Origin of the sequence: Micromonospora sp. NPDC005254 (assembly GCF_042872525.1) — a bacterium.
Classification (GTDB): Bacteria; Actinomycetota; Actinomycetes; order Mycobacteriales; family Micromonosporaceae; genus Micromonospora.
On sequence record NZ_JBIAKM010000008.1, the window covers coordinates 304,109 to 322,645 of the forward strand.

Consider the following 18,537-nt stretch of genomic DNA (forward strand, 5'->3'; position numbering starts at 1 on the left):
TCGTCCTTCCCCACCCGCCGACCCCCAACCCTCCCGGCCGAACCCCGTCGATCATGAAGTTATCGCCCCGACACGCCGGCCCGGACGGCAATAACTTCATGATCACCGGGGGGTCAGGGGTGGTGGGGGCGGCGGAGGCGGAGGGCCTGGGTTATGTAGTCGAAGCCCGTCGCCACCGTGACCAGGACGGCGGCACCCATGATCCAGGGGCCGACGGCCACGAGGGCGGCCGGCATCGGCCAGAGGTACCAGGCGATGGCCAGGATCTGGAGCGCAGTCTTGATCTTGCCGCCGCGGCTGGCCGCGATCACCCCGTGCCGGATCACCCAGAACCGCAGCCCGGTGATGCCCAGCTCGCGGACGAGGATCAGCGCCGTCACCCACCAGGGCAGCCGGTCGTACCAGGAGAGCAGCACCAGGGCCGCGCCGGTGAGCGCCTTGTCGGCGATCGGGTCGGCCACCTTGCCGACCGAGGTGACCAGAGCGAACCGGCGGGCGATCCAGCCATCCACCAGGTCGGTCGCTGAGGCCACCGCGAAGATCAGGCAGGCCGCCATCCGCCAGCCCGCGTGGGTCATCCCCGACACGATCACGGACGCGGCGAAGACCGGCACCAGCACCAGCCGCAGCGCGGTCAGCGCGTTGGCCGCGTTGAGCACGGGCACCCGCGCGACCACCCGGGCCGGCGTCGACTCCGTCGCCCCGGTCACCGCCTCGCTCCGCTCGGGTCGCCATGGCGTTTCCGGCACCGCACCACCTGGCTCCCCCGCTTCGTCCGGGCCCGCCGTCACCGTGCCGCGCCGGGCGCCGCCGAGATCATCTCATCCGGCACCGCGAGCAGATCCACCCCTTCGGTGCCGGTCACCGTGGCCCGCACCAGGTCACCCGGGCGCAACGCGGCCAGGTCGACCCCGCCGTCGGCAGGTGCGACCAGGGTGGTGGAACCGTCCACCTCCGGCGCCTGGTGCGCCGCCCGGCCCTCCACCACGCCGTCGACGATCGCGTCGACGAGCACCTCGACGGTCGAGCCGAGCCGGTCCTCGGCCCGCTGTGAGCAGAGCTCGTCGGCGAGCGCGCTGAGCCGGTCGTAGCGCCGCTTGATGGTCGCGGCGGAGACCTTGCCGGGCAGGCCGGCCGCCTCGGTGCCGTCCTCGTCGCTGTAGTCGAACATGCCGATCGCGTCGAGTCGGGCCTCGGTCAGGAACCGGGTCAGCTCGTCGATGTCGGCGCGGGTCTCGCCGGGGAAGCCCACGATGAAGTTGCTCCGCGCGCCCGCTTCCGGGGCCAGCGCGCGGGCACTGGCCAGCAGCTCCAGGAACCGGTCGGTGGAGCCGAAACGCCGCATCCGACGCAGCACCGGCTCGCTGGAGTGCTGGAACGACAGGTCGAAGTACGGGGCCACCCCCGGTGTGCCGGCGATCGCCTCGACCAGACCGGGCCGGGTCTCGGCCGGCTGGAGGTAGCTCACCCGCACCCGGACGATGCCGGACACCGCGGCGAGCTGCGGCAGCAGCTTCTCCAACGCGCGGGGGTCGCCGAGGTCCTTGCCGTACGAGGTGGAGTTCTCGCTGACCAGCACCAGCTCCCGTACGCCGGTCTTGGCCAGCCATTCCGCCTCGGCGAGCAGCTCGTCCGGCGTACGCGAGACGAAGGCCCCACGGAACGCGGGAATGGCACAGAACGCGCAGCGCCGGTCGCAGCCGCTGGCGAGCTTCAGCGAGGCGACCGGGCCGGTGTCCAGTCGGCGGCGCAGCACCTGGCGCAGGTGCGCCGGGGTGTGCTCGTCGGTGTCGACGACGGTGCGCGCCACGGTGCCGTGCCCGGGCAGGGACACGGTGGCGCTCTGGCGCTGCACCGGGGTCAGCGGCAGCAGCTCGCGGCGGTCCCGGGGAGTGTGCGCGGTGATCTGCTCCCCGGCGACGACGGCGTTCAGCCGGGCCGCGATGTCCGGGTAGTCGTCGAAGCTCAGCACCGCCTGCGCCTCGGGCAGGCTGTCGGCCAGCTCCCGGCCGTAGCGCTCGGCCATGCAGCCGGCGGCCACCACCTTCGCGCCGGTGCCGGCGGCGGCGAGCAGGGTCTGGATGGAGTCCTGCTTGGCCTTCTCCACGAAACCGCAGGTGTTGACGACCACCACGTCGGCGCCCTCGCCGTCGGTGGTCACCTGCCAGCCGTCGGCGTGCAGGCGGGCGGCCAGCTCCTCCGAGTCGACCTCGTTGCGGGCACAGCCCAGGGTCAGCAAGGCGACGCGACGGCCGTCGGCGTTGTCGGAAGGAGAAGGAGAGGTGGCAGACACCATCCGAGGGTACCGGGCCGGCCGCGGAAGCCCGCGCACGCGGGCCGGGGTGGTCGTCCGGCACACACCTCGCGCGTCGTCGCCGGGCGCCGACCCGTCAGCGGGTCGCGGCGCCCACGCGGGTCAGCGCGTCGAGCAGGAAGACCTCGGTGCCGGCCAGGCCCGTGGAGCAGAAGACGGAGAGCTGGTCCGCGGTGGTCCGGCCGGGGACCGCGCCGGCCAGGATGCCGCCCAGGTCACGCAACTGTCCGGCGTACGGGGGCAGGGCCGCGAGCATCGGCGGCTGGTAGTCCGCCGCCTGGGCCGGCGAGTCGGTGACCAGCAGGTCGGCGACGTCCAGCAGGTCGGTGCCGAACTCGCTGCGGTCGTGCTGCTTGAAACCGACCGCGTTGACGTGCGTGCCGGGGCTCACATCGGCGGCGCGCAGCACCGGGGTGGGGCTGGTGGTGGCGAGCACCACGATGTCCCGTCCGGTGACCGCCGCGCCCGGGTCGGCGACCGCGCGGGCCGGCACGCCCAGCTCGGCGCGCACCCGGGCGGCGAAGGAGTCCCGTCGCGCCGCCGAGCGGCTGTGCACCACCACCTCGCGCAGCGGACGGACGGCCGCCGCGGCCCACACCTGGGTCCACGCCTGCCGCCCGGAGCCGATCACGCCGAGGGTCGCCGCGTCCGGCCGGGCCAGCGCGTCGACCGCGACGCCACCCAGCCCACCGGTACGCCGGGAGCCCAGCTCCTCGCCGACGGCTACCGCCCGGACCGCGCCGGTGCGGGCGTCGTGCAGCACCACCAGCTGCTCGCCCTGCGGGTGGCCGAACGTGTCGTACGAGCGGTAGCCGTACCACTCGCCGACCAGGTGCCCGGCGGTGAGCACCATCCGTCCCCCGCCGAGCGGGGCGGCGGCCCGGGGTGGGGCGACCAGCCGCCCCTCGTACGCGGCCACCAGGGCGACGCGCATGGCGTCGACGGTGGTGGTGGCGTCCAGGACGGCGGCGATCTCGGGATCGGCATAGAGCAGGGCCATCTCGCCATACTGCAAGTTGAAGCGAGGTAGAGGTCAACGCGTGGTGGCGGGAGTCACCATCCCGGCCGCCGGGCCGGTGCTAGCGTCGGCCACGGTGGCCCCGGATGCCGGTGACCACTCCGGACGAGTGGTGGGCGTACCCGGTCAGGCCAAGACGCCCCACGTGACGACCCGACTCGTCCGGTGCGGCAGCCCGGGCGCTCCTTCGTGAGGTGGACGATGGCCTGGCTGGTGTTGGTGATCTCTGGACTGTTGGAGACGGTCTGGGCGATCGCCCTGGACCGCAGCGCCGGCTTCAGCCGGCTGCTCCCGTCGGCGGTGTTCGTGCTGGCCCTGGTGCTGAGCATGGGCGGGCTGGCGTACGCGCTGCGCGACATCCCGGTCGGCACCGGCTACGCGGTCTGGGTCGGCATCGGCGCGGTGGGGACGGCGCTGGTCGGGATGCTGGCGCTCGGCGAGTCGGCCAGCCTGCCCCGGGTCCTCTGCCTGCTGCTGGTGATCGCCGGCGTGGTCGGACTGAAGATCTTCCATTGAAGAGGTACGCGTGACCAATGTCCACGGTGGGTAGTTGATCGGTCTGGCACGACAGGCTCTCACACCGGAGGAAGACATGGCCGACGTCCCCACCACCGCCCGCCCGCGTAACAACGCCGCCCGCATCCTCACCATCGTGGGCTTCGTCTTCGCCGTGCTCGCCCTGTTGCTCAACCCGATCATCTTCGGTGTGCTCGGCGTGATCGCCGGCGTCGTCGGCGCCGTCCTGGGCGACAAGCCGCTGGGCTGGTACGCCGCCGCGGCCAGCGTCGTCGCCGCGATCATCAGCCTGGTGATCATCGGCGCGCTGATCAACAACTGAGCGTTCTGCTTGCACGGGCCCGCCGGCTTCCGGCGGGCCCGTCGCTGTCAGCGGGCCGGGCCGGCGCTGTCAGTCCACGTCGCCACGCAGGCCGGCCAGGACGTCCTCCAGCTCGTCCGGCTTGACCAGCACGTCGCGCGCCTTCGACCCCTCCGACGGCCCGACCACGCCCCGGGTCTCCATCAGGTCCATGAGACGACCCGCCTTCGCGAAACCGACCCGCAGCTTGCGCTGGAGCATCGAGGTGGAGCCGAACTGCGAGGTGACCACCAGCTCCACCGCCTGCACCAGCAGGTCGAGGTCGTCGCCGATGTCCTCGTCGATCTTCTTCTTGTTCTCCTGGGCGGGGGCCAGCACGTCCGGGCGGAACTCGGGCTCGCGCTGGTCCTTGCAGAACTTCACCACGTCGGCGATCTCGCGCTCGGTGACCCAGGCACCCTGGATCCGGACCGGCTTCGAGGCGCCCATCGGCAGGAAGAGACCGTCACCACGGCCGAGCAGCTTCTCCGCGCCGGGCTGGTCCAGGATGACCCGCGAGTCCGCGAGGGACGACGTGGCGAACGCCAGCCGGGACGGCACGTTCGCCTTGATCAGACCGGTCACCACGTCGACCGAGGGGCGCTGGGTGGCCAGCACCAGGTGGATGCCGGCGGCCCGGGCCAGCTGGGTGATCCGGACGACCGAGTCCTCCACGTCGCGCGGCGCGACCATCATCAGGTCCGCCAGCTCGTCCACGATCACCAACAGGTACGGGTACGGACGCATCTCCCGTTCGCTGCCCGGCGGAGCCTTGATCTCGCCGTTGCGGACCTTGCGGTTGAAGTCGTCGATGTGCCGGACCCCGTTGGCGGCGAGGTCGTCGTAGCGCATGTCCATCTCGCGGACCACCCAGTCCAGCGAGTCGGCCGCCTTCTTGGCGTTGGTCACGATCGGGGTGACCAGGTGCGGGATGCCCTCGTAGCCGGTCATCTCGACCCGCTTCGGGTCGATCAGCAGCAGCCGCACCTCGTCCGGGGTGGCCCGGGTGAGGACAGACACCAGCAGGGTGTTGAGGCAGCTGGAGTTGTGGGTGGGGATGCACGCGCGGCTGGCCAGGTACAGATGACTCGGACTGTCGACCTCGATGCACCGGACGGGCACCGAGGCGATTGGTCGTACATCCACGATGTAACGACGGGCAGTCGTGGCACGCCCGCCGACCACCTGGCGGCTCGCTTTGCGTGTCAGCCGGAAGACCTTGTCGGCCGGGGTGAAGTGAATTCGATAGAAGGTGGAGGACGACTCGCTCCGGCCCTTCACCCGCTTGGTCGTCATTGTCGCCCGGTAGCCGAGCCCGATGATCAGCTCTAGAGCATCCTGTGCCAGACGTTGGTTTGTGAGCCCCAGCTCGACTCCGCCCCGAGGGGAAATTGTTCCGTCCGTGTCCAACAGACCAGCCAGCAGAGCCCGCCGCTGCTCCTCCGAGGAGCGCAGGTAGCTGGCAGGAATGTGTTTCGTACCGATCTCGCGGAACAAGTGCCGAAACGTCCGGTACTGCTCTCGGAGCGCAGAGTCTGGCTCGCGGCGGCCCGGCCGTGCAACCCTGGCCCGACCGCGAGCCGCCAGGCATACAGCGGAAAGGCCGACCCCGGCCTGCCGAGACGCCCGAACGAGGCTTACACCCTGAGCGAACAGATTCACAGCCTCGGCGATTCGCCCGTCCCGTTCTGGTTTGTTGGAGATCGTGTAATGCCTCCGGCTGGAGGGGCGTTTCGTCACCACGTACCCGTCAAGCCGAATGTTGTCCAGTAACTCATCCTCGTTGCAGGTGAAGGAGGCCGAGCCGGTCGTGCCATCACCCAGCCAACAACCCATCGTGTACGGAGCGATTGGTAGATCCTGCTCCGGATAGTCGAGTGGTCCACACACCGCAACCGCATGGTTGGCCCAGGACCCGCCACGCCCGACCACCCGCAGCGAAGCTGCGATCTCTTCGGTCGTCACTGGCCGGTCGTCGAAGCTGCGCCTCCGACCCGACCGGCCTGGATCAGCGACGAGTTCGTTCAACGCCTGATAAAGACGGTGGCGGGAATAGGCGGGAACTCGGCGGGCCACCTCGCGTCCGCCCCGCACATAGCTGGTCAGGGTATTGCCGAACTCCTTCGGCAGCCCACGCACCACCTTGTACAGCGCGTTCCGAAACTGCTGGCCGACATCGGAGACAACCTCGTCGGTCGATACCGAACGATCAGGCTCTGCCAACACCTCGTCGGTCTTTGTAGCCAGCCGGTGCCGATCATCCGCCGACCAGTAGGTCCCGTCCCTCCAACGATGGGTTCGCTGGGTCCGGCCAGCTCTGGTCGTCGTCTCCCATTGGTGCTGCGCGTCGGCGACAATCACCGTGCCGTCGGAGAACTCCACTTCGTAACAGGGGCGGTCGTACATCACTGGGGTGGCAGCGACGATGGTGCAGCTACGGCCGTGTTCGTCAAAAACCTTCCCGCCAACCTGGAGGTCGCCCATCGTGGACCAGCCGTCAGGTGTCGGGATCGGCGTGTCCAGGGCCAGCGCCTTGCCCGCGCCGGTGGCCCCGGCGATGAGGATGTGCGGCATCTTGGCGAGGTTGGCCACCACGTAGCCGCCCTCGATGTCCTTACCGAGCGCCACCACCATCGGATGGTGGTCGCTGGTCGCCGCCCGCGAGCGCAGCACGTCGCCGAGCGCCACGTTCTCCGGGTCGGTGTTCGGGATCTCCACGCCGACCGCGCTCTTGCCCGGGATCGGGCTGAGGATCCGTACGTCCGGCGACTTCACCGCGTACGCGATGTTGCGGGAGAGCTGCGTGATCCGCTCGACCTTGACCCCGTGCCCCAGCTCCACCTCGTAGCGGGTGACAGTCGGGCCCCGGGTGAAGCCGGTGACCGCGGCGTCCACGTCGAACTGGTCGAAGACGCCGGTCAGCGCGGCGATCACCTCGTCGTTGGCCTTGCTGCGGGTCTTCGCGGCGGCACCGGCGCTGAGCATGTTCGCCGGGGGCAGGGTGTAGTCGCCGGACAGACCGGTCAACGCGAGCTGCTCGGCGCGGGTGGGCGCGGGCGAGTGCTCCGGCGGCTCGGCCGGCTTGCGGCTGGCCGGCACCTTCGCCGGCGCCTTGCGCGGCAGGACCATGGTCTCCTGGAGGTCGGCGCCCTCCAGATCATCGAAGTCGTCCGGGTCGATCGGTGGCGGCATCCGCTTCGCCGGACGCTTGCGCGCGGGCCGCGCGACCGGCTCGTCGTCCTCCTCGGTGGCCTCCGGAGGCGCGATCAACCCTCCGGCGAGCAGGCCCAGCCGCTCGGGAATCTTGTTGATCGGCGTCGCGGTGACCACGAGCAGGCCGAAGAGCAACAGCAGGACCAGCAACGGTACGGCCACCCACGCGGTGACCGCCCGCTCCAGCAACCCGCCCACGCCGGCGCCGACCAGGCCACCGGCGTAGTCACGCTGCACGGTGTTCGTCGGGTCCTGACCGATCTGGAGCAGCGCGGCGGTCGACACCAGCAGCGAGCCCCACCCGACCAACCCGCGACCCCGGTGCTCCGGATCGGCCGGCTGGCGCATGAGCCGCCACGCCCCGATCATCAGCAGCACCGGAACCACCACGGAGATCGCGCCCAAAAACAGCCGGATCGTGTCGGCCAGCCGCGCGCCCACCGGGCCCGCTCCGGAGAACCAGAGCGCGACGGCGCTGAGCAGGGCCAGCCCGAACAGCAGCAGCCCGCCGCCGTCGCGACGGTGCTCGGGGTCGAGGTCGCGGGCGGAGGCGGCCTGCCGGCCGGCGGCCCGCACCGCCCAGCCCATCCCGTGCGCCAACCCCATCCACAGTGCACCGATCGCGCGGCCAACGTAGACGGCCGGCCCCGGGCGGGCGGGTGTGGTGCGCCGCCGTACCGGCGCCCGGGTCTTCTTCGCCGGTTGACGGGCACGGCTGTTGGTGCCACCGCGCGGCGACGCGCCGCGTCGCCGGCTCGCCTGAGAGGTACGGCCCGCCATAGAGTCACGGTAACGGTGGGGCCGGGCAGATCGCCGCTTTTCCGGGTCGTGTCCGCGCGTCGCAGCACTGACCCCGCCGCCGGTCGTGATATCCGCCTCAGAAGGGATGCCCGATGGCGTCGCCGAGACTCGAGGACGATCCGCTGGCCGGGCACCCCGGTAGGTTGCGCCCGTTGACCGACGAGCTGGTCGCCGCGGTGCTCGCCGCGCGTGGCCGGCCGGTCGGCCGCGCCGTGAACGGTGACCTCGTGGGTCGCTTCGACGACAACCTGATCTGGTTCCTGCGTCTCGGGGTGGACGGCGAGTTGCTCCAGGTCCGCACCATGGTCGCGCCCGCTTTCGGGATCGAGCAGGTGCCCGCCCTGTACGCCTTCTGCAACGCCTGGAACCACGACCGGCTCTGGCCGAAGGCGTTCGTGCACGTCGACGACGGCGGTCAGGCCCGGATCTACGGTGAGGTGATCACCGACCTGGAGCGCGGGGTCACACCGCACCAGCTCGACCAACTGCTCGACTGTGGCATCACGGCCGGCTGCCAGCTCGCCGTCGCCGTCGGCCGGCTGCCCGGCGCGGTGTCGGCGTGACCGGGCGGGAGGAGGCGGCGGGCAGCCGCACCGACCGGGCGGACGGCCCCTCCGATGGCCGGGTCGCAGGTCAGCGCGTCCTGGCGCTGGTGGCCGCGCTCGCCGACGCCCGGGACCTGCCCGACGGGCCCGGTCGGCTGGTCGCCCTGGAACGGGTCGCCGAACGGGCCGACGCCGCCGGGGACGTCCGGTCCGCGATGGACGCCCGGTTCGCCCTGACCGAGGCGTACCTGCTGCACGGCGAGCGGTGGCGGCTGGTCGAGCCGTTGCGACGCTGCCGGGCCGCCGCCGACCGGTGGCCCGCGCTGCTCACCGACGCCGAGGCTGAGCTGCTGGCGCGCTACCAGCGCTACGCGGTGGAGGCGCTGCTCGGCACGCCTCGGGTCGGGCTGGACCAGACCCGACTCCTGCTGGACGACCTGGCCCACCGGGTGGGGGCGGACGGCCCCGACGCGCCGACCGTCGCCGAGCTGCGCTGCCGGATCGCCGACCACCTCGGCGACGAACCCACCGCCCGCCGCTTCTTCCAGGGGTGGGCGGGCACGCGTCCCGGCCCGGCCGGTGGATGCCCCGGCTGCGCCCCGGCCCGACGCTCGGAACTGCTCGCCGGCTGGGGCGAGTGGCAGGCCGCACGCAGTGAGCTGCGGGCGTACGACGGCGACGCTCAGGAGTGCACCGACCAGCCCGAGCGGGCGCTGGTCGCCGATCTGCTGCCGCTGTTGCGGCTCGGCGAACCAGAGCAGGCAGCGGCGGCGCACGTGCGGGCGTACCGGCGACACCGGCGCGAGCGCTCCGCCTTTCCGTACCTCGCCACGCATTTGCGGTTCTGCGCGCTCGGCGGGCACCTGGAACGCGGGCTGACCGTCCTGACCGAGCAGCTGCCCCGACTGGACCGGCCCACCGACGACCTCGCCGCGATGGAGTTCGCCGCCGCCGGGGCGCTGGTCTGCGGGCTGGCCGAGGAGGCGGGGCTGGGTGACCGGACGGTGCACCGCCCGGCGTACGCCGATCGCCCGGCCACCGAGCTGGAGGTGGGCACCCTGGGCGCGCTGCTGCTCGGCCTCGCCACCGACCTGGCGGGCAGCTTCGACGCCCGCAACGGCACCGGTCACCAGTCCGGCCGGATGGCGGCCTGGCTGGCCGAGCGCCCATCCGCGACGGCAGCGCCGCTGCCCGCCGACGACGAGGCCGCCGACGAGGTTGGCGACGAGGCCGGCGCGCACGAGGCCGGCGCGCACGAGCCCGGGGCGGACGAGGCCGGCGCGGAGGCGGACTCCGAGCGGGAGGTGATGGCGCTCACCACCGACATGATCACCTCGACGCTGGACAGGCGCGGCGACCGGTACCTGGTCGACGACGGCGGCACCGTGGTCGGCCGGTGGGGTGCGGCCGTGATCCAGTTCCGTCGGGCCGGCGAACGCGGCGAGGTGTTGCACACCCGGGCGATGGCCGCCCGCCGGCTGCCGACCGCGCGCCGCGCCGAGGCGTACGCCTTCTGCAACGCCTGGAACCACGACCGGCTGCTGCCCAAGGCGTACGCGCACGATCTCGACACGGAGATCGTGCTCGCCGGGGACGTGGCGACAGACCTGACCCACGGGGTGGCGCCGGCGCAACTGCTGGTGCTGGTGGACGCCGCGATCGCCACCGGCGTCGCGTACGCCGAAGCGGTGGCCGACCTGCCCTGACCGCCCGGCGGCCGACACGGCGACGCCGGCCCACCCGCAACGGGTGGACCGGCGTCAGCGCGACGTGCTCAGACCTCGACGACGGTGGGCACGATCATCGGTCGACGACGGTACTTGTCGTTGACCCACCGCCCCACGGTCCGCCGGACGATCTGCTGGAGCTGGTGCGGGTCGGTGATGCCGTCCGCGGCGGCCCGGTTGAGCGCCTCGGTGACCAGCGGCACCACCGGGTTGAACGCCTCCGGGTCCTCGGAGAAGCCCTTCGCGGACAGCGTCGGGCCGGCGACCACCTTGCCGGTGACCGAGTCGACGACCACTGTGGTGGCGATGAAACCGCCGTCGCCGAGGATCCGCCGTTCGGTGAGCAGCGACTCGCTGACGTCGCCGACGGCGAGACCGTCGACGTAGACGTACCGGCTCTTCACGTGCCCGACGAGGCTGGCCCGGCCCTCGACGAGGTCGACCACGTCGCCGTCCTCGCAGATCACGACCCGGTCGGCGGCGACCCCCGACTCGATGCCGAGGCGGGCGTGCGCGCGCAGGTGACGCCACTCGCCGTGCACCGGCATCAGGTTGCTGGGCCGAACCACGTTGAGCAGGTAGAGCAGTTCGCCGGCCGGGGCGTGCCCGGAGACGTGCACCTTCGCCACGTCCTTGTGCACGACGACCGCGCCGGCCCGGGCGAGCCGGTTGATGACCCGGTAGACCGAGGTCTCGTTGCCCGGCACCAGCGACGACGCCAGCACGACTGTGTCGCCGGGCGCGATGGTGATGTGCCGGTGGTCGCCGCTGGCCATCCGGCCCAGCGCGCTCATCGGCTCGCCCTGCGAACCGGTGGACATCAGCACGATCTGCTCGGGAGGCAGCGTGGTCGCCTCCTCGATCCCGATGACCAGGCCGGCCGGGATGTTGAGCAGGCCGAGGTCCCGGGCGATGCCCATGTTGCGGACCATGGACCGACCGATCAGCGCGACCTTGCGGCCGTGCTCCGCGGCGGAGTCGAAGACCTGCTGCACCCGGTGCACGTGCGAGGCGAACGAGGCCACGATGATCCGGCCCTTGGCCTTCGCGAAGATCGAGTCGAGCACCGGCCCGATCTCCCGCTCCGGGGTGACGAAGCCGGGGATCTCCGCGTTGGTGGAGTCGGACAGCAGCAGATCGACGCCCTCGGCGCCGAGCCGTGCGAAGCCGGCCAGGTCGGTGATCCGGCCGTCCAGCGGGAGCTGGTCCATCTTGAAGTCGCCGGTGTGCAGCACCAGGCCGGCCGGGGTGCGGATGGCCACGGCGAGCGCGTCGGGGATGGAGTGGTTGACCGCGAAGAACTCGCACTCGAACGGGCCGAGCCGCTCGCGGCCGCCCTCCCGCACGGTCAGCGTGTAGGGCTGGATGCGCCGCTCGGCCAGCTTCGCCTCGACCAGGGCGAGGGTGAACTGCGAGCCGACCAGCGGGATGTCGGGCTTGTGGGCGAGCAGGTACGGCACCGCGCCGATGTGGTCCTCGTGGCCGTGGGTCAGCACGATCGCCTGGACGTCGGCCAGCCGGTCCAGGATCGGGCCGAAGTCGGGCAGGATCAGGTCCACGCCCGGCTGTTCGACGTCGGGGAAGAGCACCCCGCAGTCGACGATCAGCAGTTTGCCGTCGTACTCGAAGACGGTCATGTTCCGACCGATGGCGCCGAGCCCGCCGAGCGGGATGATCCGCAGGCCACCTTCCGGCAGCGGCGGGGGCAGTTCCGCCTCGATGTGCGCCTCGGTCACGCGTCCACCTCATTCTGCGACGCCATCACTCGGCGCCCATCGTGTCGTTCGATCATTCGGGCAGCTCCAGGCCCGCTGCCGCGAAGTCCGCGCGCAGCTGGGCGATCTCGTCGTCGGTGGCGTCCACGAGCGGGGGTCGCACCGGGCCGGCCGGCAGGCCCAGCGACGCCAGGCCCGCCTTCACCAGGATGGTGCCCTGCGTGCGGAAGATGCCGGTGAACAGCGGCAGCAGCCGCCGGTGCAGGGCAAGCGCGGCCGGCATGTCCCCCGCGTCGTACGCCTCGATCATCTGTGCGGTCAGCGCCCCGGTGAAGTGCGTCGAGGTGCCGACCACGCCCACGCAGCCGACGGCCAGCGCCGGCAGGGTGAGCGCGTCCTCGCCGCTGTAGAAGGCGAGGCCGGTCCGGCTGGTCACCCAGCTGGTGGCGGTCAGGTCGCCCTTGGCGTCCTTGACCGCGACGATCCGCGCGTGGTCGGCGAGCCGGACCAGTGTCTCGGTGTCAATCGGCACGCCGGAGCGGTGCGGGATGTCGTACAGCATCACCGGCAGTCCGCTGGCGTCGGCCACCGCGGTGAAGTGCCGCAGCAGACCGCTCTGCGGCGGCTTGTTGTAGTACGGGGTGACCACGAGCAGGCCGTGCGCGCCGGCCTTCTCGGCGGCGGCGGCCAGCTCGATGGTGTGCCGAGTGTCGTTGGTACCCACCCCGGCGACGACCCTGACTCGGTCACCGACGGCCTCCACCACGGCCCGGATCAGGCGTTCCTTCTCCGCGTCGGTGGTGGTCGGCGACTCACCGGTGGTGCCGTTGACCACCAGCGCGTCGTTGCCCTGCTCGTCGACCAGGTGGCTCGCCAGTCGGGCGGCGCCGTCGAGGTCGAGCGAGCCGTCGGGGGTGAACGGGCTCACCATGGCCGTGAGCACCCGGCCGAAGGGGCGGGACGCCGGTTGGGCCGCGGCGTCGGGGTGGTCGTGCGTCATACCCTCCAACCTAGCGGACGACCAGCCGGAGCCTGCCGGGGAAGGGCTCAGGACGCCTCGTGCGGGCTGGCCGCCACCTCGGTGCCGTCCGGCAGCGTCGAGATCACGAAGTCGGCGAAGACGTTCGGTGCGACTCCCTGGAGCTGGCGCAGGCACTCCACAGCCAGCTCACGGATCTCCACGTCGGCGTGCTCGGTGGCCCGCATGGCGACGAAGTGCCGCCACGCCCGGTAGTTGCCGGTGACCACGATCCGGGTCTCGGTGGCGTTCGGCAGCACCGCGCGGGCCGCCTGCCGGGCCTGCTTGCGGCGCAGCGTCGGGTTGGGCTCGTCGGAGAAGCGCTGCTCAAGACCCTCCAGCAGCTCGGTGTACGCCCGCACGCTCGCCTCGGCGGCCTCGGTGAACTTCTTGTGCAGCTCGGGGTCGTCGGCGATGACCGCCGGCTCGACCATGGCCGCGTCCCGCTCGGGGACGTAGCGCTGGGAGAGCTGGGAGTACGAGAAGTGCCGGTGCCGGATCAACTCGTGGGTGAAGGAGCGGGACACCCCGGTGAAGTAGAAGGTGACCGAGCCGTGCTCCAGCACGCTGAGGTGCCCGACCTCGAGGATGTGCGCGAGGTAGCCGGCGTTCGTGGCGGTCGCCGGGTTCGGCTTCTTCCACGACTGGTAGCAGGCCCGCCCGGCGAACTCGGCGAGCGCCTGGCCGCCCTCGGCGTCGGTCGACCACGGCACGTCGTCCGGGGCCGCGAACTGGGTCCACGCGATCAACTTGACCTGGGGCTGCACCATCTCCGGCATTCCTGGGACTGTAGTGGCGGGGCGCCTTGCGACCCAAGTCGGGCTCGCGGTGTGGAAGCCGCCAACCGCAGCCGAATCACCGGTGCTCGCGGACGCGCCGGCGCCCGGAGGTGTCCAAGATCTCTACGCGCGGATCCGGTGGCTCGCGGGTCTCGCACACCCCCGGTTCCCTGTAGAGCTGCCCCAGAAGTGGGGCAGGCGGCACGACGCCGGGCGCACCACCGCCACGCCCCATATCCGGGGCAGCTCTACAGGACGCGCAGGACCTCACGGCCCGCCCGAGGAAGGCCGAGGAAGGCCGATCCACGGCACGCCGGGCCGGGGCTGGCAGGCCTCAGACGTAGAGCGAGGTGAACGGCGCCCAGGGCAGGTTGCGCAGCACCGAGAAGGCCAGCCACACGCCCAGGAACCCGACGATGACCTTCGAGCTGATCCGCAGCTCCGGCAGCCGCCAACCGAACGCCTGATGGCCCGCCCAGGCGACGAAGAGGTACGCCAGGAAGGGCAGCGCGAAGACGAACAGGAAGTGGTGTCGGGCGGCGGCCGGCAGGTCGCCGTGCAGCACGTACCAGAGCGCGCGGGTGCCGCCGCAGCCCGGGCAGTCCAGCCCCGTGGTCAGCTTGAGCAGGCAGGTCGGCGCGGCGTCCGGGTCGGCGTGGGCCGGGTTGCTCAGCAGCGCGTAGGCCATGCCGAGGCCGACGCACCCGACCGCGGCCAGCGGCGCCGCCCAGCGCGGTGACCGCTCGTAGAGCCACAGAACGCCCCGGGTGAGCCGGTCGGGCTCGGGCGCCGGGTAGCCGTAGCCATCCGGCGGGCTCGCCGGCCAGCTCGCAGCGGGGGCGGGCTGCGGCTGGTCGACCGGTCCGGGAACGCTCGTCACGCGCTCACGGTACACCGGACACGCCGGCCAACGCGGCGGTGAGCGGACCGGCCAGGTCGCCGGCCGCGGGCGGCGCCACCGCGTCCAACCCGAGCCAGCCGGCGAGCCGGTACAGCTCGGCGGCGAGCGCCACGGCGGTCTCCCCCGGGTCGGCGCCGGGCTCGACCCAGGCGGCCGGAACGAGCAGCACCCCGGCCTTGCGGTCGGCCTTCAGGTCGACCCGGGCGGTGAACCGGTCGCCCTGCAGGAACGGCAGCACGTAGTAGCCGTACACCCGCTGTGGCGCCGGGACGTAGATCTCGATCCGGTAGCTGAAGTCGAACAGCCGCTCGGTGCGGGCACGTTCCCAGATCAGCGGGTCGAACGGGCTGACCAGCGTGTTGCCCCGAATCCACCGGGGCAACCGGGCGGACGCGTGCAGCCAGGCTGGCTGTCGCCAGCCCGCCACGGTGACCGGCACCAGCTCGCCGGCCTCGGCCAGCTCCGCGACGGCCTGCCGGGCGCCGGCCAGTGGCAGCCGAAAGTAGTCGCGCAGCTCCGGTTCGGCGGCCACCCCGAGCGACCGCGCCGCCAGGGCCACCAGAGCACGGTAAGCCTCGGCGTCGGTCGGGGTGGGCGCGGCCAGCACGGCCGGCGGGAGCACCCGCTCGGGCAGGTCGTAGCGGCGGGCGAAGGACGTGCTGCGCTCGGCGGCGGTCACCTCGCCGGCCCAGAACAGGAACTCCAGCGCCCGCTTCACCGCCGACCAGTTCCACCCCCAGTTGCCGGTCTCCCGGGGCGCGTCGTGCTCGATCTCGGCGGCGGTCAACGGACCCCGCGCGGCCACCTCGGCCCGGACCCAGGCGACCAGCTCCGGCTGCTCCTGTGCGATGCGCCGCATGCCACCCCAGGATTCGCTCTGCGCGCGGGCCATTCGCCAGCGCAGCAGCGGGTGCAGCCCGACCGGCACGAGGGACGCCTCATGGCCCCAGTATTCGAACAGCTCGCGGGGGCGGCGGTAGGCGGCCTGGTCGAGCAGCGCGGTGGGGTACGGACCGAGCCGGCTGTAGAGGGGCAGGTAGTGCGCGCGTTGCAGCACGTTGACCGAGTCCATCTGGATCAACCCGACCCGGTCGAGGACCCGGCGCAGATGTCGACGCGTGGGCACCCCGACCGGCGGCGGGTCGGCGAAACCCTGGGCGGCGAGTGCCACCCGGCGGGCCTGGGCGAGTGAGAGTGCTTCCGGTGCGGCCATCGTCGGCGACGATAAATCATCGGTACGACGCCGGTGCGGGAAGCTGGACTCCGACGGCTACGGGGGCATAGAACGGTGCAATGCTGACCATCCGCCGGGAGGAGCCCGACGACGCCGAGGCGGTCGCCCGGGTGCACGTGCACGGCTGGCAGGCGGGTTACGCCGGCTTCATGCCGGACGAGGTGCTCGGACGGCTCAACGTGGGGGCCTGGGCGCAGCGCCGTCGTGACCTGGGCACCGCCGACCCGGAGCACCCGTTCAGCACCCTGCTCGGCGAGGTGGACGGGCTGGTCGTCGGCTTCACCACGTTCGGGCCGTACCGCCGCAACCAGGACCGCGACGATCTGGACCCGACGGTCGGCGAGGTGCTGGCGCTCTACGTCGAGCCGGAGTTCTGGGGCGACGGGATGGCCGCCGAACTGCTCGCCGCCGCCCGCGCCGGGCTCAGCGAACGGGGCTGGACCGGCTACCGGCTGTGGGTGCTGGCGGACAACCGGCGGGCCCGCCGGTTCTACGAACGGTCGGGGCTGTCACCGGACGGTGAACGGTCGACCTACCAGGTGCCGCTCGCCGGCGGGCGCGGGCCGGTCGGACTGGTCGAGCTGCGGTACGCCGGACGCCTCGACGACTGACCTGCCCGGTGTCAGCCACCGGCGAACCGGCAGGAAGGCCAGCAGGGCCAGGCTGATCCAGACGTACGCGTTGCTGCCGACGAAGCCGTCGACGCCGGTGAAGTCCTTCTCCCAGAACCAGACGGTCCGGCTGATCAGCAGCACGTAGCCGATGGTCGCGGCGGCCAGCAGGACGCGCCGTCGACGGCCGGCCGGCGCGGCCATCGCGTTGTCGACCAGCAGGATCAGCCCGGGCAGCAGCCAGACCAGGTGGTGCACCCAGGTGACCGGGCTGACCAGGCACATCACCGCGCCGGTCAGGGCCAGGCCGGTCGCCTCGTCACCGGCGGCGACGGCGACCCGGGACCGCCAGGCCCAGAGCGCCAGGGCGCCGAGCACCAGCAGCAGCCACAGCAGGGTGCTCGGGTGCTGCGGGTCGAGCCGGGCGACCACCCCGCGCAGCGACTGGTTGGAGACGAACGCCAACTCCCCGACCCGCCCGGTGTTCCACAGCGCCTCGGTCCAGAACTCCCGGGAGGCGTCCGGAAAGAGCGCGCCGGCCAGCAACGTCACCCCGGCGGCCGCGCCACTGGCGGTGAGCGCCGCCCGCCACCGCCCGGTGACCAGCAGATAGACGATGAAGATGCCCGGGGTCAGCTTGACCGCGGTGGCCAGGCCGATGCCCACCCCGGCCCACCGGTCGCCGACCGGCAGCAGCCGCAGCAGGTCCACCGCCACCAGGAACAGCAGCAGTGTGTTCACCTGGCCGAAGTTGACCGTCTCCCGCATCGGCTCGAAGGCGGCGGCCAGGCAGAGCGCGACGGCGAGGGCGAACCAGGGAGTCCACCCGGCCCGGCGGGCGATCGGGTCGACCAGCCACCAGATCAGCACCGTCGTGGTGACCACACTGGCGAGTACGCTCACCACGATCGCGGCCGACCACGGCAGGTACGCCATCGGCAGCATGACCAGCGCCGCGAACGGCGGGTACGTGAAGCCGTACTGGGTCCCCGGTTTGAGGTAGTCGTAGATCTCCCCGCCGTCGTGCACCCACCACGTCAACGCGCCGTAGTAGACCTTGAGGTCGAAGAAGCCGTGCCGGACGGCCGCGACGGCGAGGAACGCGGTGACCGCCGCGGCGAGCACCACCACCCCGACGACCTGCGCGGTCGTCCTGTTGGCACCCTGCGCCACCGTCGCCTCCCTCGCCCTGCGTAGGCTTCCGTCCCATGGCTCTCGGGTACGTCCGCCCGGCGCGTCCCGAGGACGCCGGCGAGATCGCACGCATCCAGCTCGCGACCTGGCGGGTCGCGTACCGCCGCATTCTGCCTCGGCATGTGCTCGACAACCTGGACGAGGCGTTCCTCGCCCGGCGGTGGAGCGCCGCGGTGCTGGAGCCGCCCTCGGGCGCGCACCGGGTGCTGGTCGCCGTCGAACAGGCCGAGCAATCGTATCTGGTGGGGTTCGCCGCCTCCGGCCCGGCCGACGGCGAGGCGCTCGCCCCGGGTGAGCCGGCCGACGCGCTCGGCCCGGACGTGGCGGCGGTGACCGACCTGCTGGTGGAGCCGCGCTGGGGCCGGCGCGGGCACGGCAGTCGGCTGCTCGCCGCGACCGTCGACCTGTGGCGGTCCGACGGCATGAGTCGGGCGGTGGCCTGGGCGTTCGACGGTGACGAGGCGACCCGGAAGTTCCTCACCAGCACCGGTTGGGAGCCCGACGGCGCGGCCCGGGCGCTGGACGTCGACGACATGCTGGTGCCTCAGGTGCGCCTGCACGTGGCCGTGCCGACCGAGAAGGTTCCGGCCGAGTGACCGGTGCGGCGGCCC

At 72.3% G+C, this 18,537-nt stretch carries 15 protein-coding genes, 1 pseudogene and 1 riboswitch; of the genes and pseudogenes, 6 read left to right on the forward strand and 10 right to left on the reverse strand.

The window, feature by feature from the left end; all coding sequences use genetic code 11:
* Nucleotides 1-113 precede the first annotated feature (113 nt).
* The 3 genes from pgsA to ACFYPR_RS24725 form a co-directional block, all read right to left on the reverse strand.
* The gene (gene pgsA, locus ACFYPR_RS24715) at nucleotides 114-710 is read right to left on the reverse strand and encodes a CDP-diacylglycerol--glycerol-3-phosphate 3-phosphatidyltransferase (RefSeq protein WP_354859210.1); all 597 of its coding nucleotides are present in this window, start codon (nucleotides 708-710) and stop codon (nucleotides 114-116) included.
* A gap of 77 nt (nucleotides 711-787) precedes the next feature.
* On the reverse strand, nucleotides 788-2,296 hold the full coding sequence (rimO, locus tag ACFYPR_RS24720) for a 30S ribosomal protein S12 methylthiotransferase RimO (RefSeq protein WP_354859208.1): 1,509 nt from the start codon (nucleotides 2,294-2,296) through the stop codon (nucleotides 788-790).
* 94 nt (nucleotides 2,297-2,390) lie between these two features.
* Complete coding sequence (locus ACFYPR_RS24725; RefSeq protein WP_354859207.1) at nucleotides 2,391-3,314, reverse strand: ornithine cyclodeaminase family protein; 924 nt, start codon at nucleotides 3,312-3,314, stop codon at nucleotides 2,391-2,393.
* A gap of 93 nt (nucleotides 3,315-3,407) precedes the next feature.
* Nucleotides 3,408-3,478, forward strand: a riboswitch (guanidine-III (ykkC-III) riboswitch).
* Between the two features lie 55 nt (nucleotides 3,479-3,533).
* Between ACFYPR_RS24725 and ACFYPR_RS24730 the strand changes: the two genes are divergently transcribed.
* Together ACFYPR_RS24730 and ACFYPR_RS24735 are read left to right on the forward strand one after the other, a co-directional pair.
* Nucleotides 3,534-3,848, forward strand: coding sequence for an SMR family transporter (locus tag ACFYPR_RS24730; protein WP_354859204.1), 315 nt, complete (start codon nucleotides 3,534-3,536; stop codon nucleotides 3,846-3,848).
* Nucleotides 3,849-3,924: 76 nt separating this feature from the next.
* Nucleotides 3,925-4,170 carry a hypothetical protein gene (locus ACFYPR_RS24735; protein WP_354859203.1) on the forward strand — a complete coding sequence of 82 codons (246 nt, stop codon included), beginning with the start codon at nucleotides 3,925-3,927 and terminating at the stop codon, nucleotides 4,168-4,170.
* 87 nt (nucleotides 4,171-4,257) lie between these two features.
* Here the strand turns inward: ACFYPR_RS24735 and ACFYPR_RS24740 are convergent.
* Nucleotides 4,258-8,181 (reverse strand): annotated as a pseudogene (locus ACFYPR_RS24740) (DNA translocase FtsK 4TM domain-containing protein); the annotation flags it as partial.
* Between the two features lie 113 nt (nucleotides 8,182-8,294).
* On the opposite strand from ACFYPR_RS24740, the gene ACFYPR_RS24745 reads away from it, so the two are divergent.
* Nucleotides 8,295-8,765: a YbjN domain-containing protein gene (locus ACFYPR_RS24745; RefSeq protein WP_355066841.1), complete on the forward strand. Its 471-nt coding sequence runs from the start codon at nucleotides 8,295-8,297 to the stop codon at nucleotides 8,763-8,765.
* A gap of 89 nt (nucleotides 8,766-8,854) precedes the next feature.
* Entirely contained in the window at nucleotides 8,855-10,453 is a 1,599-nt protein-coding gene (locus ACFYPR_RS24750) for a YbjN domain-containing protein (RefSeq protein ID WP_387262778.1), read from the forward strand.
* Nucleotides 10,454-10,521: 68 nt separating this feature from the next.
* On the opposite strand, the gene ACFYPR_RS24755 is transcribed toward ACFYPR_RS24750, so the two are convergent.
* The 5 genes from ACFYPR_RS24755 to ACFYPR_RS24775 all read right to left on the reverse strand — a co-directional run bounded on the left by ACFYPR_RS24755 (nucleotide 10,522) and on the right by ACFYPR_RS24775 (nucleotide 16,100).
* Complete coding sequence (locus ACFYPR_RS24755) at nucleotides 10,522-12,210, reverse strand: ribonuclease J (protein WP_124854118.1); 1,689 nt, start codon at nucleotides 12,208-12,210, stop codon at nucleotides 10,522-10,524.
* A 52-nt stretch (nucleotides 12,211-12,262) separates the two neighbouring features.
* Nucleotides 12,263-13,189 carry a 4-hydroxy-tetrahydrodipicolinate synthase gene (dapA, locus tag ACFYPR_RS24760; protein WP_355066842.1) on the reverse strand — a complete coding sequence of 309 codons (927 nt, stop codon included), beginning with the start codon at nucleotides 13,187-13,189 and terminating at the stop codon, nucleotides 12,263-12,265.
* A 47-nt stretch (nucleotides 13,190-13,236) separates the two neighbouring features.
* The gene (thyX, locus tag ACFYPR_RS24765) at nucleotides 13,237-13,977 is read right to left on the reverse strand and encodes an FAD-dependent thymidylate synthase (protein ID WP_145785820.1); all 741 of its coding nucleotides are present in this window, start codon (nucleotides 13,975-13,977) and stop codon (nucleotides 13,237-13,239) included.
* 343 nt (nucleotides 13,978-14,320) lie between these two features.
* The gene (locus tag ACFYPR_RS24770) at nucleotides 14,321-14,881 is read right to left on the reverse strand and encodes a DUF2752 domain-containing protein (protein ID WP_387262687.1); all 561 of its coding nucleotides are present in this window, start codon (nucleotides 14,879-14,881) and stop codon (nucleotides 14,321-14,323) included.
* A complete protein-coding gene (locus ACFYPR_RS24775; RefSeq protein WP_387262690.1) occupies nucleotides 14,871-16,100 on the reverse strand; it encodes a winged helix-turn-helix domain-containing protein in 1,230 nt (409 codons plus the stop codon). The genes ACFYPR_RS24770 and ACFYPR_RS24775 overlap by 11 nt, the downstream gene beginning before the upstream one ends.
* Nucleotides 16,101-16,180: 80 nt before the next feature.
* On the opposite strand from ACFYPR_RS24775, the gene ACFYPR_RS24780 reads away from it, so the two are divergent.
* Complete coding sequence (locus tag ACFYPR_RS24780; protein WP_354859191.1) at nucleotides 16,181-16,732, forward strand: GNAT family N-acetyltransferase; 552 nt, start codon at nucleotides 16,181-16,183, stop codon at nucleotides 16,730-16,732.
* Here the strand turns inward: ACFYPR_RS24780 and ACFYPR_RS24785 are convergent.
* Nucleotides 16,631-17,905 (reverse strand): glycosyltransferase family 87 protein, encoded by a 1,275-nt coding sequence (locus ACFYPR_RS24785; RefSeq protein WP_387262693.1) that lies wholly within the window; start codon nucleotides 17,903-17,905, stop codon nucleotides 16,631-16,633. The two genes, ACFYPR_RS24780 and ACFYPR_RS24785, sit on opposite strands and share 102 nt — an antisense overlap.
* A gap of 35 nt (nucleotides 17,906-17,940) precedes the next feature.
* On the opposite strand from ACFYPR_RS24785, the gene ACFYPR_RS24790 reads away from it, so the two are divergent.
* The gene (locus tag ACFYPR_RS24790) at nucleotides 17,941-18,522 is read left to right on the forward strand and encodes a GNAT family N-acetyltransferase (RefSeq protein ID WP_354859186.1); all 582 of its coding nucleotides are present in this window, start codon (nucleotides 17,941-17,943) and stop codon (nucleotides 18,520-18,522) included.
* Nucleotides 18,523-18,537: the final 15 nt, after the last annotated feature.